Genomic DNA, 16,824 nt, shown 5'->3' with positions numbered 1-16,824 from the left:
GGGCGCCGGGTGCGCGTCAGGCGCCGGTGCGGGCCGCCGGGCTCACTCGGCCGCGGCCGGGCGGCGCGGGGCCGTCACCGCCGGGCGGCGGCTGGCGATGACCTTCTTGGCCAGCGACCGCGGGCTGGTCAAAAAGCCCCAGCCCCAGGACATGTGCATGGTCGCCAGCGCGACCGGGATCTGCGCGCGGGCCTTCAGCGGCAGCCCCTTGCCCGCCGGTACCGAGCCCGCCGCGATGGCGGCCACGTAACCGGCCGGTACGACGAAGCCCCAGGGCGTGACGAAGGCGCCGACCACGGCGCCCGCCGCGATGGCGCACACGGCGGTCGGCGGCGCCAGGTAGCGCAGGTTGATCGAGCCGGAGTGGTAGCGGGCCACGACGTGGCGCCAGCGCCCGTACTCCTTGTACTGCTTCGCGAGGGCGCGGACGCTGGGCCGCGGCCGGTACTGCACCTTCAGCTCCGGCGAGAACCAGATCTGCCCGCCCGCCTCGCGGATGCGGAAGTTCAGCTCCCAGTCCTGGGCGCGGATGAACTCCTCGTTGTAGCCGCCCTGCTGCTCCAGCGCCTCGCGCCGGAAGACGCCCAGGTAGACCGTGTCGGCCGGGCCGGCGTCGCCGCCCGTGTGGAACGCGGCGTTGCCCACGCCGATCTTGGAGGTCATCGCGGCGGCCACCGCGTCCTCCCAGGCGTTCTCGCCCTCGGCGTGCATGATGCCGCCGACGTTCTGCGCGCCGGTCTCCTCCAGGAGGCGCACCGCGGTCGCGATGTAGTTGGGCGAGAGCATGCCGTGGCCGTCGACGCGCACCACGATCGGGTGGCCGGACGCCTTGATCGCCGCGTTCAGGGCGGCCGGGGTGCGGCCGGTGGGGTTGGGCACGGTCAGCACCCGGGCGCGCTCGTTCCCGGCGTTCTCGGCGACCAGCTCGGCGGCGATCTCGTCGGTACGGTCCGTCGAGGGCCCGAGCGCGATCACCACCTCCATCTCACCGGCGTAGTCCTGCGCCAGGATGTGCTCGACCGAGCTGCGCAGATGACGTTCCTCATTGAGCACCGGCATGATCACGGAGACGGCCGGGGGCTGCTGCGGTGGCGTGGCGTTCATCGCGGTCACGTTACCGCGTATGGGGGACGGGAGCCGACGGCAGGCGGGTGGCCTTGGGCCCGGCGCCCGGCGTGTGGCGCTTTACAGCCGATCATATGGGCCTACGGTGACCCGGCCCGCTCCGTTCCCTTGCGGAGACGATTCGTCCTGATCCGGAGACGGTCCTCCGGTCCCCGGCCGGACCGCCCGGATCCGCAGCGTCCCGCCCGTACGCCCTCGTCCCGGTTCCCGCTCCCGTCCCCTTCGCCCTCCCCCGCTCCGTTCGCCCCCCGACCCCGCCGCGGAGGTGTCCCCATGACCGCACCGCACCGCCCGCCCCGTCCCTCCGCCCGTCACCGGCGCCCGGACGGGCGGCCGCGCTGGGGGCTGCGCATGGCCGCGAGCGTCTCGCTGCTGCTGCTGGCCGCGGGCGGCATCGGGCACGCCATGGTCACCGGCGTGCAGGACGGCATCGCCCGGGTGGACGCCTTCAAGGGCCTGGGCGACCGGCCGGACAACAGCGGCGGGGACGGCATGGACTTCCTGGTCGTCGGCACGGACGGCCGGGACAAGCTGTCCCGCGAAGAGAAGCGCCGCTACCACCTGGGCGGCGAGCCGTGCCACTGCACTGACACGATCATGCTGGTCCACCTGTCCGCCGACCGGAACCGCGCCAGTGTCGTCAGCCTGCCCCGCGACTCGTACGCCCTGACGCCGCCGCACACCGACACCACCACCGGGCAGAAGCACCACGGCCACCCGGTCAAGCTGAACGCGGCGTACGCGGAGGGTGGGCCGGGCCTGACCATCCGGACCGTCGAGCGCATGACCGGGGTGCACATCGACCACTACCTGGAGGTCGACTTCACCAGCTTCATGAAGACGGTGGACGCGGTCGGCGGCGTGGACATCTGCACCACGCGCCCCCTGAAGGACAGCTACACCGGCCTGGACCTGCCCCCCGGGCGCTCCCGGCTGGACGGCGGCCGGGCACTCCAGTACGTCCGCTCCCGGCACCTGGACAGCGCCTCCGACCTCGGGCGGATGCAGCGCCAGCAGCGCTTCTTCGCCGCGCTCATGCACAAGATCACCAGCTCCGGGGCGCTGCTGAACCCGGTCCAGTTCAAGCACATCACCGACGCGCTGCTGGAGTCCGTACGGGCCGACAAGGGCTTCGGCGCCGACGAGATGGTCGACCTCGGCCAGGCGCTGCGCGGCTTCAACCCGTCGTCCTCCGAATTCGCCTCGGTGCCGGTGAGCGACATCGACTTCCAGGTGCCCAACGTGGGCTCGACCGTGATGTGGAACGAGGCCAAGGCGAAGAAGCTCTTCCAGGCCCTGCGCGAGGACCGGCCACTGGCCGTACGGCGGCCCGGCCGGCAGCGCGCGACGGCGGTGGACGTACCGCCCGGCACGATCCGGGTGCAGGTCGACAACGGCGCCGGGCGGATGGGGCTGGGCCGCACGGTGGACAAGGCCCTGCGCGCCACCGGCTTCGACACCACCGGAACGCCCGGCAACGCCCCCACGCGCGTACGGCGGACGGTGATCTCCTACGACCCGCGCTGGAACCGCTCGGTGCGCTCCCTGTCCGCCGCCCTGCCCGGGGCGGCCCTGCGCCAGGTCCCCGGCCAGGGAGAGCTGCTGCGCGTCACGGTCGGCAAGGACTTCAAGGCGGTCCACAAGGTCCGCTCCGACGACCCGACCCAGCCGTCGGGCTCCGGCGACTTCGGGACGCTGACGGGGGACGAGGCGGCCTGCCCGTAATCCCCCTCTGAACCTGGTTCTCACCCCTGTGTACTGAGTACAGTGCCGCCATGGGCGAAAAGCGATCACCCCTCACCGACCGCTGGTTCATCGAGCAGATCACCGCCGTGGCGCAGCAGTTCCTGCGCTCCCAGCCGGACCCCCGCGCACCGGACACCTCGCCCGCCCCGCAGCGCCCCGGGCCCGAGGACCTGACCGCCCGCGCCGCGCGCCTGTCCGCGCAGCGGGCCCGGCTCGAACAGGAGGAAGCCGCCCTCCAGGCGGACGTCGAGCGCCTCAACCACGCAGCCCGGCGGGCACCCGGCGCCGTACCGCGGCCGGCGCGCACGACGGCCGTCCCGGAACTCGACATCAGCGCCGAGGACCTCACCCTCACCGAGGCGGGCCGCATCCGCCGCGCCTACAAGATCACCGAGGCCGCCCTGCCGCGCCTGGTCCTGGAGGCCGCGGCCGACGGCCTCGACGCGCCCGCCATCGCCCGCGACCTGGCCGTCACACCGTCGTACGTGTACCGCATCCTGCGCGAACGCGTCCGCTACACGTGGCGCGCCGACGTACGCGACGGCGGCGCGTGGACCGTACGCGGCAGCGGCCAGGACGTGGTGGAACGCGCCCTCGGGAGCGAAACCCGGCTCGCCGAGCGGCTCCTCACCGAAACCGGCGCCGACCGGGTGCTCCTGTGGGAGGGCGCACGCACGACGGAAGACCGGGCGGTCATCGAAATGATCGGCCCGGGAGCGGCGTGACTCGTCAGGGAGCGCCGCAACCCGCCCGGGAGGGAGCGCTCCGCCGTCTCCCTAGTCCTCGGCCCCGCCCACCGCGCCCTGCTCGCGCAGCTCCTTGATCGCGCGCCGCCGTGCCAGACGATGCGTACGGCGGATCTGCGCCTCCTGATAGCGGCGCTTGTCGCGCTCGGTCTCCGGGATGACCGGCGGTACGGGACGGGGCTTGCCGTTCTCGTCCACCGCCGCGAAGACCAGGTAGGCGGAGCCGACCTGGGTCGCGGGCGTGGACTCGTTCCAGCGCTCGGCCAGGACCCGTACGCCGATCTCCATCGAGGACCGGCCGGTCCAGTTGACCTGGGCCTTCACATGAACAAGATCGCCGACGCGGACCGGCTCCAGAAAGGCCATCTCGTCCATGGAAGCGGTCACGGCGGGGCCGCCGGAGTGCCGGCCGGCCACCGCGCCCGCCGCGTCGTCGACGAGTTTCATGATCACGCCACCGTGCACCGTGCCGAGCAGGTTGGTGTCGCCTGCCGTCATGATGTGCGACAGCGTCGTACGGGAGACGGAGGTGGGCTTGCCCGGAAGGTCGCCCTCCGGGCCGGTGGTGACGAGATCGGTCATGCGCCCAGCTTATGCGCGGCGTGCGCCCCCTCCCCCGGCGCCCGTCCCGCACCTCACACCTCCCGCGCCCCAGTTACGCGCCCCAGCGCCCCGCTTTTCCTTTTCCCCTCCCTTCTGACCAGGCACAACCCACCGGAATGAGCACCTCCGCCCTGGTTTGCGCAAGCGACGCCCCGCGTCACTTTGCATCAGCTCTGCAACAGCGACGGCCCGATCTCGTACCTGGGCTGTATGGGGGAGCAGTAGGACAGGCAGACTTCCCCCATGAACGAGTGGCCTGGGTCCGACAACAGAGACCGGTACGGACGTGGCAGCGGCGCCGAGCCGGAGGGCGCGCGCGCCATGCCGCACGTGCGGCGCGGCGGTCCGTACGGCTCCGGCGGGCCCGGCGGCCCCGGCCCCGGGCCGGGTCAGCAGCCGTCCGAGCCGCCGCTGCCGCCCCACCTCTCGCCGCGCCGCGGCCCCGGCGTCCCCCACCAGAACCAGGGCTACGACCAGTACGGCGCCCCGCAGGGCCCCGGCCACGACGACGGCTACAACACCGGCCAGGTCTACGGCGGCGGGGGCCGCGGCGGCGGGCAGGGCGGCGGCCGCGGTCAGCGCCCGGCCCCCAACTGGGGACGCCGCATCAAGTGGACCGTCCTGACGCTCGTCGCCGTGCTCCTCGTCACCTCGGTCGCCACCTACTTCTGGGCCGACGGCAAGCTGCGCCGCGAGGTGGACCTGAGCAAGGTCATCGACCGGCCGGAGGCGGGCGACGGCACCAACTACCTGATCGTCGGCTCGGACAGCCGCGAGGGCATGTCCGACGAGGACAAGAAGAAGCTGCACACCGGGTCCGCCGAGGGCAAGCGCACCGACTCGATGATGATCCTGCACGACGGCAGCAACGGCCCGACGCTGATCTCGCTGCCGCGCGACTCGGACGTGGAGATCCCCTCGTTCGTCGGCTCCAAGTCCGGCAAGAAGTACCCGGGCCGCGGCCGGCACACCAAGCTCAACGCGGCATACGCCGAGGACGGCCCCGAGCTGCTGGTACGCACCGTCGAACACAACACCGGCCTGCGCATCGACCACTACGTCGAGATCGGCTTCGCCGGCTTCGCGGGCATCGTGGACGCGATCGGCGGCGTGGAGATGGACATCCCCAAGGCGTTCAAGGACAAGAAGTCCGGCGCCGACTTCCAGGCCGGCAAGCAGACCCTCAACGGCGAACAGGCCCTGGCCTTCGTCCGCACCCGCTACGCCTTCGCGGGCAGCGACCTCGACCGCACGAAGAACCAGCAGAAGTTCCTCGCCGCCCTCGCCAACCAGACAGCCACCCCCGCCACCATCCTCAACCCCTTCAAGCTCTACCCGACCCTCGGCGCGGGCCTGGACACCCTGGTCGTCGACAAGGACATGGGCCTGTTCGACCTCGGCTCCATGTTCTTCGCCATGAAGGGCGTTACCGGCGGCGACGGCAAGTCCATGAACATGCCCATCGCCGGCACCGTCGGCGGCAACCTCCGCTGGGACAAGGCCAAGGTCGCCAAACTCGTCGACCAGCTGAAGAAGGATGAGCCGGTTACGGTGAGCGGGAACTAGGCCGGACGGCACCCGTCACGAATGCAGGGAAGCCTCCGGCCGGGCCGGGGGCTTCCCTACGTTTCGACGGGAGCGCTTCCCCCCTGTCCGCCAAGATCGTCTACCCGACAACGCGAATATCGGTGCTCTTCCGTGGACGGCCTGGGCCGGACTCCGTACCGTCATGGTCGGCAGCCAACCGGGCTGCCGGACCAGGGGGTTCAGCATGGTGCGCGAGGAACTGACCCGCTTGACCGGTAACGGGAACGGCGAGTGCAGCCAGAACGACTGCCCCAACCTGTATCTGACCGTCGGCGGCTCCATTGTCGTCCAGGGCGACGTGTCCCACGCCTTCACTCCCCCGGAGGGTGAGGCACTGGTGGAAATCCCCGAGCATGTTCTCAGGGAGGCTTTCCGTGCTCTTGGATGGTGAGGCATGGCGGGCCAAGTTCCGTGACTTCCAGTCGGAGGCATGGCGGCTCGAGACACTGCCCGCATACAACGTCCCGCATGAAGCGGAAGGGGTACGGGCCTTCCAGGCAGGCGACCGCATCGACCCGCGCACACACTCGAACGACTACACCGAGGATCTGAAGCGAGTCCGCAGAGAGGGAAAGACGAAGGGGCGCGTGCACATCGTCACCCGCCCGCTCTCGGAATATCTCCGGTACGAGTTCATGTACTACCGACCGCATGTGTGGGCCGGTGAAGACATCCGCATCATGGACGTCACCGATCGCGCCAACCCCCTGAACGGAGTCCAGGACTTCTGGATGTTCGACAAGGCGGAAGTCGTGCTCATGCATTACGAGCCGGACGGAACGCAGATCAGCCGGGAGGTGTACGAGGGCGACGTGAGCCCGTACATCGAGTATCAGCGCATCGCCCTGGCCGAGTCGGTGCCCTTCGAGGAATATGTGAAGGGCCTTGACGTTTGAACCAGGAGAGCTGGACCGGTCGAAGGCCGATCTGGCGGAGACATTGCGGACACTGCGCAAGCGAGCCGGCCGTACACAGGTCCGGCTCGCTCAGCGCGTCAACATGTCTCAGACCAAAATCAGCAACATCGAGGGCGAGAAGATCACGCCGAGCCTTGTCGATGTCGAGCTGATCCTCAGAGCGCTGGACGCGCCCTCCTCGCTCGCGGCCCGCGTGGCCTCCCTCGCCCGAACGGCCAACACGGAATGGCAAGACGTGTGGTCGCAGCGTCGGACGGGCCTGGAGAAGAAACAGAACGAACTGGCCGGGTTCGAGCGGTCGTCAACCGTTTTCCGGTACTTCCTGCTGTCCATGGTGACGGGCCTACTGGCTACCCCGGAATATGTGAGAGCGAGCCTGGCCCACATCCCCGGAGACCACAGCAAGGCCATCGCGAAGAAGCTTGAGCGCCAGGCAGTTCTTCACGATACGGCCAAGCGGTTCACCTTCATTCTGACAGAGCAGGCCACCAGGTGGCCCTACCTCCAAGGCTCAGCCATGGCCATACAGCTCGATCATTTGGCCTCGGTCAGCCGCCTGCCGAACGTACGTCTTGGCGTGATTCCGCTCAGCGGCCACATGCCCCTCGCTCCCCTCAATACGTTCACGGTGTACGACACACGAGTAGCAACGGTGGAGACATCGACCGGAGCGATGGTTTTCCGGGATCATCGCGACATCTCCGCGTACCTGAATGACTTCGCCGTATACGAGGGGTATGCCTCCTTCGGAGAAGAAGCCAGAGACCTCCTCTCCTCCTGGAGCACCCAATACCGCTCATGATCTTCTACCTGACAACGCGAATAACGCTGGAGATCTCAGGCTGAACGGTCGACGATGTACCCATGCCGACCGCACCGAGGAATCGCAGCCGGAAAACCCCGCCGGATTGGCGGATCGACCCCATTCCGAGCCGTCATTCGTACCGGGACGAGGACGGGAACATTCGTGTCCCGATGTGGCTGACGAAGAACGGCCGGCATATGGCAGACACGGACATGATTCTGCTGCCGTCCGAGGCGGCTTTGCTGATCGACGGGCTGGTCAGGGCTTTGCGTGACAATCCCAGGTCGATGCTGCACGAATTGCTGCGGGAATCCGCGACCGTTCTTGCCCCTGGAGTTCTGTATGTTCCGAAGCCGGACCAGCGCCGATTCTGAGCCTGCCGGTCGACGGCGCCGAGTTCTTCAAGGCGTGCGGAGGCGACACGCATCCGGACGGCGGGTCCTGCGCCCTCCGCCGGCTCCGGCCTGTGCCGATGACACCGCAGGGAAGCGGCTCGCCGAGCGCTGGTATTCCACGGCTTCCACCTCGAACGCCCCGGCCCAACAGGGCCAGGGCGTTCCTCCAGTCCGGCGGAACCGCGTTACGGCAGATTCCGAGCCATAACAATCCGCTGCACCTGATTCGTCCCTTCGTAAATCTGGGTGATCTTCGCGTCCCGCATCATCCGCTCCAGCGGGTAGTCGCGGGTGTAGCCGTAGCCGCCGAGGAGCTGGACGGCGTCGGTGGTGATTTCCATGGCGGCGTCGGAGGCGTAGCACTTGGCGGCGGCGCCGAAGAAGGTGAGGTCTTCGGGCTTGCCGCCGGCGGAGATGCGTTCGGAGCGGGCGGCGGCCGCGTAGGTGAGCTGGCGGGCGGCCTCCAGCTTCATGGCCATGTCGGCGAGCATGAACTGGACGCCCTGGAAGTCGCCGATCGGCTTGCCGAACTGCTTGCGCTCCTGGACGTAGCCCTTGGCGTAGTCGAGAGCGCCCTGGGCGATGCCGAGGGCCTGGGCCGCGATGGTGATGCGGGTGTGGTCCAGGGTCTTCATGGCGGTGGCGAAGCCGGTGCCCTCGGCGCCGATCATGCGGTCGGCGGGGATGCGGACGTTGTCGAGGTAGACCTCGCGGGTCGGGGAGCCCTTGATGCCGAGCTTCTTCTCCGGGGCGCCGAAGGAGACGCCCGGGTCGGACTTCTCCACGACGAAGGCGCTGATGCCCTTGGAACGCTTCTCGGGGTCGGTCACGGCCATGACCGTGTAGTACTCGCTGACGCCGGCGTTGGTGATCCAGCGCTTGACGCCGTTAAGGACGTAGTGGTCGCCGTCGCGTACGGCCTTGGTCTTCATGCCGGCGGCGTCGGAGCCCGCGTCCGGCTCGCTCAGGCAGTACGAGAACATCGCGTCGCCCTTGGCGAGCGGACCCAGGTACTTCTTCTTCAGCTCCTCGGAGCCGGAGAGGATGACCGGGAGGGAGCCGAGCTTGTTGACGGCGGGGATCAGCGAGGAGGAGGCGCAGACCCGGGCGACCTCCTCGATGACGATGACGGTGGCCAGCGCGTCCGCCCCGGCGCCGCCGTACGCCTCGGGTACGTGCACGGCGTGCAGGTCGTTGAGGGTCAGCGCGTCCCGGGCCTCCTGCGGGAAGCGGGCCTGCTCGTCCACCTCGGCGGCGAACGGCGCGATCTTCGCCTCGGCGAGCGAGCGCACCGACTCGCGGAGCATGTCGTGCTCCTCGGACGTCCGGTACAGATCGAAATCAGCGGTTCCCGCCAACGTTTCTCACTCCCCTGAGAGCTGCCTGAGTGCTAACTACCGTTAAGTAACTCGATGAGTCACCCGAATTCTAGGGGCGCCAGGACACGCGGGATACGTGAGGTTGCCGACAGCCGACCGTCTGGTCCCGGCCACCGGGCCGGCTGCCCCATACACGGGCCGGACTATGCTCGGGCTGCTCAGACCTCCCCGTATGCACCTGGAGCACCCATGGCCCTGAAGATCACCGTGATCGGCACCGGCTACCTCGGCGCGACGCATGCCGCGGCCATGGCGGAGCTCGGATTCGAGGTGATGGGCCTGGACATCGATCCGGCGAAGATCGAGATGCTGGAGCGGGGCGAGACCCCGATGTTCGAGCCGGGCCTGGAGGAACTGCTGCGGGCGCACGTCGCCGGCATCGAGGGCGCCAGCGGCCGGCTGCGCTTCACCACTTCCTGGGAAGAGCTGGCGGACTTCGGTGACGTGCACTTCCTGTGCGTCAACACGCCGCAGAAGCACGGCGAGTACGCCTGTGACATGTCGTACGTCGAGTCGGCCGTCGATTCGCTGGCCCCGCTGCTGCGGCGCCCCGCGCTGGTGGTCGGCAAGTCGACCGTCCCGGTGGGCAGCGCGGCGCGGCTGGCCGAGCGGATCGCCGAGCTGGCGCCGGCCGGCGAGGACGTGGAGCTGGCCTGGAACCCGGAGTTCCTGCGCGAGGGCTTCGCCGTGCAGGACACCCTGCACCCGGACCGGATCGTGATCGGTGTCGACGGCGGGCGGGCCGAGGAGGTGCTGCGGGAGGTGTACGCGAAGCCGATGGCCGAGGGTTCACCGTTCGTCGTGGCCGACTTCCCCACCGCCGAGCTGGTCAAGACCTCCGCCAACTCCTTCCTGGCCACCAAGATCTCGTTCATTAACGCGATGGCGGAGGTGTGCGAGGCGGCCGGCGGCGACGTGGTGAAGCTGGCCGAGGCGATCGGCCACGACGAGCGGATCGGCAAGAAGTTCCTGCGGGCCGGCATCGGCTTCGGCGGCGGCTGCCTGCCCAAGGACATCCGGGCGTTCATGGCGCGCGCCGGCGAGCTGGGCGCCGACCAGGCGCTGACGTTCCTGCGCGAGGTCGACTCGATCAACATGCGGCGCCGCGGTCACATGGTCGAGCTGACCCGGGAGGCGGTCGGCGGCTCCTTCCTCGGTACCCGGGTCGCCGTCCTCGGCGCCACTTTCAAGCCGGATTCGGACGACGTACGGGACTCCCCCGCGCTCAACGTCGCCGGGCAGATCCACCTCCAGGGCGCCCAGGTGACCGTGTACGACCCCAAGGGCATGGCGAACGCCGCACGCGTGTTCCCGACGCTCGGGTACGCGGACACCGCGCTGGAGGCGGTGCGCGGCGCCGATGTGGTGCTGCACCTGACCGAGTGGCGGGAGTTCCGTGAGCTGGACCCGGCCGCGCTGGCCGAGGTGGTGGCCAGCCCCCGCATCCTGGACGGGCGCAACGCGCTCGACCCGGAGCTGTGGCGCAAGGCGGGCTGGACGTACCGGGCGCTGGGACGTCCGCAGGCGTAGCGGACACGCGTACACGAGGGGCCGGACTCCGCGGAGACGCTGTTGGTTTATTCGGTCCCTCGCGTGACGTCGGTCTCCACGATCCGGTTGTGGTCGTGGAGACCGACGTTGTTGTGTGGGGTGGGTGTCGATGTCGATGCGTCCGAGTGGGCCGGGGGAGATTCCGGCGGAGACGGTGCGGGTGGCCCGGGCGGCGTTTGCGAAGGGAAGCCTGGCGATCCGGGTCCGGGACGAGCTGGGGCCGATGTTCCGGGACGAGGACTTCGCGGATCTGTTCGCCTCACGAGGCCGGCCTGCCTGGTCTCCGGCCGGTCTGGCGCTGGTGTCGGTGCTCCAGTTCGTGGACGGGCTGACCGACCGCCAGGCCGCGGAAGCGGTGCGGGCGCGGATCGACTTCAAGTACGCCCTCGGGCTGGAACTGGGCGATCCCGGCTTCGACTTCTCGGTGCTGTCGGAGTTCAGGGACCGGCTGGCCGGGGCCGATGGAGGGCGCCGGGTCATGGACGGTGTGCTGGTGGCAGCCCGCGAGAAGGGGCTGCTCAAGAGCGCGGGCCGGGCCCGCACCGACTCCACGCACATCTTGTCCTCGGCACGGCAGCTGAACTGGCTGGAGCTGGTCGCGGAGACGCTGCGATCGGCTCTGAACGCACTGGCCCAGGCTGCCCCCGGCTGGCTGGCCGAAGCCGCCGAGCCGGACTGGTTCCGGCACTACGCGACCCGGGCCGAGGAGTCCCGGTTCCCCAAGGGCCGTGCCAGGCCGGGACGAGGTGGGCCTGCGGATCGGCAGGGACGGGATGCGGCTGCTGGAGGAGGTCTTCGCCACCGTTGCACCGCACCGGCTTCGCGCACTCGATGAGGTGGAGATCCTGCGGCAGGTCTGGGTCCAGCACTTCCACATGGTGGAGGGCGAGGTGGCCAGGCGGGACCCAAAAGACCGTCCGCCGGGCATGATGCGCCTGGTCACCCCGTATGACCGCGAGGCCCGTGGCAGCGTGAAGCGGGACATCATGTGGGACGGCTACAAGGTCCATCTCACCGAGATCTGCGAGGCGGACGCCCCGAACCTGATCACGAACGTGGCCACCACCGTCGCCACCGTCTCGGACAGCGTGATGAGCCAGTCGATCCACGCGGGCCTCGCCGACCGCGACTGCCTGCCCGGCGAACACTGGGTCGATGCCGGTTATCCCACCGCCACTCAAGTCCTGGCCGCCCGCACCGAGCATGGCGTCGCGCTGCACGGGCCCATGGCTGCCAACACGTCCGCCCAGTCCGCGGGCCCCTACGGCCTGGACGCATTCACCGTCGACTGGGACCAGCAGCAGGTGGCCTGCCCCGGCGGCGTCACCACGACCCAGTGGTATCCGCGCACGGACTCCAAGGGCCTCGCGGTCATCCGCGTGCGGTTCCGCCACAGCGAGTGTCGCCCCTGTCCCCACCGGCACGAGTGCGTGGGCTCGGCTACCGGCCAGCGCCGGGAGATCATGCTGCGTCACCGGGAGGAACACGAGATCATCCGACACAGCCGCGCCGAGCAGCAAACCGATGCCTGGAAGGACCGTTACAAGATCCGTGCCGGGGTCGAGGGCAGCATCTCCCAAGCAGTCGGGCGCTGCGGCCTGCGCAGATCCCGCTACCGGGGCCTGACAAAGACCAGCCTCCAGCACCAGCTCACCGGAGCCGCGATCAACCTTGCCCGCATCGACGCCCACCTCACCGGCACACCCCGAGCCCGCACCCGCACCAGCCACTTCGCAGCACTGTGCCCCGCCGAGATGACGCTCGACGGGGCACAAGCAGGGACCGAATAAACCAACAGCGTCTCCGCGGAGTCCGGCCCCTCGTGGCGTTCTGCGCGTCGCTCAGCCGTCGAGGCCGTCGAGCTGCTCGATCGTCGCGATGGACGGTCCGCGCCCGGCCCGCAGCCCCCGCGCGACATCCTCGGCCCCGCGCAGCGTGCGGACCGCGTTCTGCCAGGTCAGCTTGGCCAGGTCGGCCGTGGACCACTTGCGGTCGAGGAGTTCGGCGATCAGGTTCGGATAGCCGGAGACATCGGCGAGGTCGGCGGGCGTGAAGGCCGTGCCGTCGAAGTCGCCGCCGATGCCGATGTGGTCGATGCCGGCGACCTCGCGCATGTGGTCGAGGTGGTCGGCGACGGTGGCGGCGGTGGCGAGCGGGCGCGGGTGCGCCGCCTCGAAGTCGCGGTGCACGGCCATCGCCTCGGCGGTGGTGTCCAGGTGGTGGAAGCCGTGCGCGCGCATGTTCTCGTCCGCGCGCAGCGTCCAGGCGACGGCCGCGGGCAGGATGAACTTCGGCACGAAGGTGGCCATCGCGACGCCGCCGTTGGCGGGCAGCCGCTCCAGCACGTCGTCCGGGATGTTGCGCGGGTGGTCGCAGACCGCGCGGGCGGAGGAGTGCGAGAAGACGACCGGCGCGGTGCTGGTGTCCAGCGCGTCGCGCATGGTGTCGGCGGAGACGTGCGAGAGGTCGACCAGCATGCCGAGGCGGTTCATCTCACGGACGACCTCGCGGCCGAAGGCGGTGAGGCCGTGCGCGCGCGGCTCGTCGGTGGCCGAGTCCGCCCAGTCGATGTTGTCGTTGTGGGTGAGCGTCATGTAGCGCACGCCCAGTGCGTACAGCGCGCGCAGGGTGGCCAGCGAGTTGGCGATCGAGTGGCCGCCCTCGGCGCCCATCAGGGAGGCGATCCGGCCGTCCGCGCGCGCCGCTTCCATGTCGTCGGCGGTGTACGCCAGGCGCAGGTCGTCGGGGTAGCGCGCGGCCAGCTGCCGCACCACGTCGATCTGTTCGAGGGTGGCGGTGACCGCCCGGTCGCCCGCGTAGTCGGACCGTACGTACACCGACCAGAACTGCGCGCCGACGCCGCCGGCCCGCAGCCGGGGGATGTCGGTGTGCAGGTGGGCGGTCTGGTCGGCGGCGATATCGCGCCGGTCCAGGTCGTAGCGGACCTGCTCGCGCAGGGCCCAGGGCAGGTCGTTGTGGCCGTCGACCACGGGGTGCTCGGCGAGCAGCGCGCGGGCCGCCTCCAGGGACGCGCTCACTTGCCGCTCCCGAAGCCGAAGGCCGGGGAGGCGACCTTGTTGCGCAGCCGCTTGCCCTTCTCGGTGGCCTGCTCGTTCAGATGCTGCTGGAACTCGCGCATCCGGGCCTGCAGCTCCGGGTCGTGCGCGGCGAGCATCCGGGCGGCGAGCAGTCCGGCGTTGCGGGCGCCGCCGACGGAGACGGTGGCGACCGGCACACCGGCCGGCATCTGCACGATGGACAGCAGCGAGTCCATGCCGTCCAGGTACTTCAGGGGTACGGGCACGCCGATGACCGGCAGCGGCGTGACCGACGCGAGCATCCCCGGCAGGTGGGCCGCTCCCCCCGCGCCCGCGATGATCGCCTTCAGGCCCCGCCCGGCGGCCTGCTCGCCGTACGCGATCATCTCGTGCGGCATGCGGTGGGCGGAGACGACGTCGACCTCGTAGGGGACCTCGAACTCGTCCAGGGCCTTGGCCGCTGCCTCCATGACGGGCCAGTCGGAGTCGGAGCCCATGACGATGCCGACCGTGGGGGAAGTGCTCGCTGTCATTCGGTGATGGTTCCTCGCAAGTAGCCGGCGGCGTGCGCGGCGCGCTCGCGCACGTCGGCCAGGTCGTCGCCGTAGGTGTTGACGTGGCCGACCTTGCGGCCGGGCTTCACGTCCTTTCCGTACATATGGATCTTCAGCTGCGGGTCCCGTGCCATGCAATGGAGGTACGCGGAATACATGTCGGGATAGTCGCCGCCGAGGACGTTGGCCATCACCGTCCACCTGGCGCGCGGGCGCGGGTCGCCGAGCGGGAGGTCGAGGACGGCGCGGACGTGGTTGGCGAACTGCGAGGTGATCGCGCCGTCCTGGGTCCAGTGGCCGGAGTTGTGCGGGCGCATCGCCAGCTCGTTGACCAGGACGCGGCCGTCGGCGGTCTCGAACAGCTCGACCGCGAGGTGGCCCACCACGCCCAGCTCCCGCGCGATGCGCAGCGCCAGCTCCTGCGCCTGGCCGGACAGTTCCTCGGACAGCCCGGGGGCGGGCGCGATCACCGTGTCGCAGACGCCGTCGACCTGGACGGACTCCACGACCGGGTACGCGACGGCCTGGCCGTGCGGCGAGCGGACGATGTTGGCGGCCAGTTCCCGGACGAAGGAGACCTTCTCCTCGGCCAGAACCGGCACTCCGGCACGGAACGGCTCGGCGGCCTCGTTGGAGGATCGTACGACCCATACGCCCTTGCCGTCGTAGCCTCCCCGGACCGTCTTCAGGACGACCGGGAAGCCGCCCACCTCCTCCGCGAACCGCTCCACATCCGCCGGATCGGCGACGATGCGGTGCCGGGGGCAGGGCGCCCCGATCTCGGTCAGCTTCGCGCGCATCACCCCCTTGTCCTGGGCGTGCACCAGCGCGTCGGGACCGGGGCGGACGGGGATGCCGTCGGCCTCCAGGGCCCGCAAATGCTCGGTGGGAACGTGCTCGTGATCGAAAGTGATCACATCACAGCCACGGGCGAAGGCGCGCAGCGTGTCCAGGTCGCGGTAATCGCCGATGACGACGTCACCGACCACCTGGGCCGCCGAGTCCTGCGGGGTGTCGCTGAGGAGCTTGAATCTGATGCCGAGGGGGATGCCCGCCTCGTGGGTCATACGGGCGAGCTGGCCGCCGCCGACCATGCCGACTACCGGGAACGTCACGCCCCCAGGGTATCCGTACGGCCGTGGCGCACCGCCGCCCCCTTGGATGAACGTACGAACACAAGTGCGCCACCCTCGCCGTTCCCCGTGTGCGGAGATCACCCGAGCGGTAGGCTCACCGCCGCCGTGGAGGGGGAGAGCGCATGGACGACGGTGACATACCCAGGCGCACCAGGACCGCGGGGATCGCCTTCGCCGTGGCGGCCCTGCTCGCCGCCGTCTACGCGGTGGTCACCCAGCTGACCGGGCCGGTCGTCTTCGAGGAGGGCGAGCGGGAGATCTCGGTCACCTCCGGCACCCGCTTCTCCATCCGCCTCAAGGACAACCCGGCCAGCGGCTTCCGGTGGGTCCTCGCCGCACCGCGGCCGGACCCGGCCGTACTGCAAGGAGCCGTCGGGCACTACGACGCCGACGAGCCGGCCCGCGCGGGCTCGGGCGGCTTCCGCTACGTCGATTTCACGGCCCGCGGGACCGGACATACCGAGGTGACGCTCAGGTACTGCTACCGCTGCGGCACCCCGCAGGCCGACGAGCAGGACGAGAACGCCCGGACACGACGGTTCCGCGTGACCGTGGACTGACATAATCCCGGAGCCCCTCCGGTCACGGATGGCAGGCAGCACACACCTCCCCTGGTTAGCATGAGCGGGCAGGGATGCAGGTTGACGACCGCACCGAGACGCCCACGAACGCCCACCACCAGGAGCTGAACGATCACTATGAGTGAACGGAGCGCACTGCGGGCCCGACTGGACGCACTGGCCCGCGAACTCATGAAGTTCGGCGCCGTCGGGGGCGCGGGGGTCCTCGTCAACTTCGTGGTGTTCAACCTCGTACGGCACCTGACCGAGCTGCCCGTCGTCCGGGCCAGCATCGTCGCCACCGTGGTGGCCACCGGCACCAACTACCTCGGCTACCGCTACTTCACCTACCGGGACCGGGACAAGAACGGCCGCACCAAGGAGCTGACGCTCTTCCTGCTGTTCAGCGTCGTCGGCCTGGTGATCGAGAACGGCGTCCTGTACGTGGCGACGTACGGGTTCGGCTGGGACTCCTCGCTGCAGAGCAACGTCTTCAAGTTCCTCGGCATCGGCCTGGCCACGCTGTTCCGCTTCTGGTCGTACCGCACCTGGGTGTTCCGGGCGCTGCCCGCGCGCAAGGCCGTGGCGACGGCGGAGTCCTTCCTCGCCGAGGCCGAGGCCGAGAGCGCGCAGGAACGGCGGGCGGCGAGCGCTGCCGCCGCGGAGCGTCCGCGCGAATAGC

16 protein-coding genes and 1 pseudogene are annotated in these 16,824 nt (G+C 69.9%); 11 read left to right on the top strand and 6 right to left on the bottom strand.

Annotated elements, in window-relative coordinates; all coding sequences use genetic code 11:
- Positions 1 to 42 precede the first annotated feature (42 nt).
- Positions 43 to 1,104, bottom strand: a complete 1,062-nt coding sequence (locus CP984_RS24825; RefSeq protein WP_003983776.1) for a glycosyltransferase family 2 protein — start codon at positions 1,102 to 1,104, stop codon at positions 43 to 45.
- 294 nt (positions 1,105 to 1,398) lie between these two features.
- Between CP984_RS24825 and CP984_RS24820 the strand changes: the two genes are divergently transcribed.
- Both CP984_RS24820 and CP984_RS24815 read left to right on the top strand, forming a co-directional pair.
- Complete coding sequence (locus CP984_RS24820; RefSeq protein WP_003983777.1) at positions 1,399 to 2,850, top strand: LCP family protein; 1,452 nt, start codon at positions 1,399 to 1,401, stop codon at positions 2,848 to 2,850.
- Between the two features lie 50 nt (positions 2,851 to 2,900).
- A complete protein-coding gene (locus CP984_RS24815) occupies positions 2,901 to 3,596 on the top strand; it encodes a hypothetical protein (RefSeq protein WP_003983778.1) in 696 nt (231 codons plus the stop codon).
- A gap of 51 nt (positions 3,597 to 3,647) precedes the next feature.
- Here CP984_RS24815 and CP984_RS24810 read toward each other — a convergent pair whose 3' ends face one another.
- The gene (locus tag CP984_RS24810) at positions 3,648 to 4,199 is read right to left on the bottom strand and encodes an acyl-CoA thioesterase (protein WP_003983779.1); all 552 of its coding nucleotides are present in this window, start codon (positions 4,197 to 4,199) and stop codon (positions 3,648 to 3,650) included.
- A 264-nt stretch (positions 4,200 to 4,463) separates the two neighbouring features.
- Between CP984_RS24810 and CP984_RS24805 the strand changes: the two genes are divergently transcribed.
- The 5 genes from CP984_RS24805 to CP984_RS24785 all read left to right on the top strand — a co-directional run bounded on the left by CP984_RS24805 (position 4,464) and on the right by CP984_RS24785 (position 7,903).
- Positions 4,464 to 5,786: an LCP family protein gene (locus CP984_RS24805; protein ID WP_003983780.1), complete on the top strand. Its 1,323-nt coding sequence runs from the start codon at positions 4,464 to 4,466 to the stop codon at positions 5,784 to 5,786.
- A 205-nt stretch (positions 5,787 to 5,991) separates the two neighbouring features.
- Positions 5,992 to 6,198 (top strand): hypothetical protein, encoded by a 207-nt coding sequence (locus CP984_RS24800; protein ID WP_003983781.1) that lies wholly within the window; start codon positions 5,992 to 5,994, stop codon positions 6,196 to 6,198.
- Positions 6,182 to 6,703: a DUF6879 family protein gene (locus tag CP984_RS24795; protein WP_003983782.1), complete on the top strand. Its 522-nt coding sequence runs from the start codon at positions 6,182 to 6,184 to the stop codon at positions 6,701 to 6,703. Before CP984_RS24800 ends, CP984_RS24795 begins: the two co-directional genes overlap by 17 nt.
- A complete protein-coding gene (locus CP984_RS24790; protein ID WP_030184351.1) occupies positions 6,693 to 7,526 on the top strand; it encodes a helix-turn-helix domain-containing protein in 834 nt (277 codons plus the stop codon). The genes CP984_RS24795 and CP984_RS24790 overlap by 11 nt, the downstream gene beginning before the upstream one ends.
- A 62-nt stretch (positions 7,527 to 7,588) precedes the next feature.
- On the top strand, positions 7,589 to 7,903 hold the full coding sequence (locus tag CP984_RS24785; RefSeq protein ID WP_129820962.1) for a hypothetical protein: 315 nt from the start codon (positions 7,589 to 7,591) through the stop codon (positions 7,901 to 7,903).
- A gap of 206 nt (positions 7,904 to 8,109) precedes the next feature.
- On the opposite strand, the gene CP984_RS24780 is transcribed toward CP984_RS24785, so the two are convergent.
- Positions 8,110 to 9,282 (bottom strand): acyl-CoA dehydrogenase family protein, encoded by a 1,173-nt coding sequence (locus CP984_RS24780; protein ID WP_003983785.1) that lies wholly within the window; start codon positions 9,280 to 9,282, stop codon positions 8,110 to 8,112.
- Positions 9,283 to 9,492: 210 nt separating this feature from the next.
- Between CP984_RS24780 and CP984_RS24775 the strand changes: the two genes are divergently transcribed.
- Entirely contained in the window at positions 9,493 to 10,833 is a 1,341-nt protein-coding gene (locus CP984_RS24775) for a UDP-glucose dehydrogenase family protein (RefSeq protein WP_003983786.1), read from the top strand.
- Positions 10,834 to 10,963: 130 nt separating this feature from the next.
- Positions 10,964 to 12,644: pseudogene (locus CP984_RS24770) on the top strand (IS1182-like element ISSdi1 family transposase).
- A 51-nt stretch (positions 12,645 to 12,695) separates the two neighbouring features.
- Here CP984_RS24770 and CP984_RS24765 read toward each other — a convergent pair.
- The 3 genes from CP984_RS24765 to CP984_RS24755 are packed head-to-tail and all read right to left on the bottom strand — an operon-like array spanning position 12,696 to position 15,609.
- A complete protein-coding gene (locus CP984_RS24765; RefSeq protein ID WP_003984826.1) occupies positions 12,696 to 13,892 on the bottom strand; it encodes a dipeptidase in 1,197 nt (398 codons plus the stop codon).
- On the bottom strand, positions 13,889 to 14,425 hold the full coding sequence (purE, locus tag CP984_RS24760; protein WP_003984827.1) for a 5-(carboxyamino)imidazole ribonucleotide mutase: 537 nt from the start codon (positions 14,423 to 14,425) through the stop codon (positions 13,889 to 13,891). Before purE ends, CP984_RS24765 begins: the two co-directional genes overlap by 4 nt.
- A complete protein-coding gene (locus tag CP984_RS24755) occupies positions 14,422 to 15,609 on the bottom strand; it encodes a 5-(carboxyamino)imidazole ribonucleotide synthase (protein ID WP_255304256.1) in 1,188 nt (395 codons plus the stop codon). Before CP984_RS24755 ends, purE begins: the two co-directional genes overlap by 4 nt.
- A 95-nt stretch (positions 15,610 to 15,704) precedes the next feature.
- On the opposite strand from CP984_RS24755, the gene CP984_RS24750 reads away from it, so the two are divergent.
- On the top strand, positions 15,705 to 16,142 hold the full coding sequence (locus CP984_RS24750; protein WP_003984829.1) for a protease inhibitor I42 family protein: 438 nt from the start codon (positions 15,705 to 15,707) through the stop codon (positions 16,140 to 16,142).
- Positions 16,143 to 16,280: 138 nt separating this feature from the next.
- Positions 16,281 to 16,823: a GtrA family protein gene (locus tag CP984_RS24745; protein WP_003984830.1), complete on the top strand. Its 543-nt coding sequence runs from the start codon at positions 16,281 to 16,283 to the stop codon at positions 16,821 to 16,823.
- The last annotated feature ends 1 nt before the right edge of the window (position 16,824 follow it).

Source organism: Streptomyces rimosus (assembly GCF_008704655.1).
Classification (GTDB): Bacteria; Actinomycetota; Actinomycetes; order Streptomycetales; family Streptomycetaceae; genus Streptomyces; species Streptomyces rimosus.
This window is presented reverse-complemented; position numbering and strand designations above follow the sequence as displayed.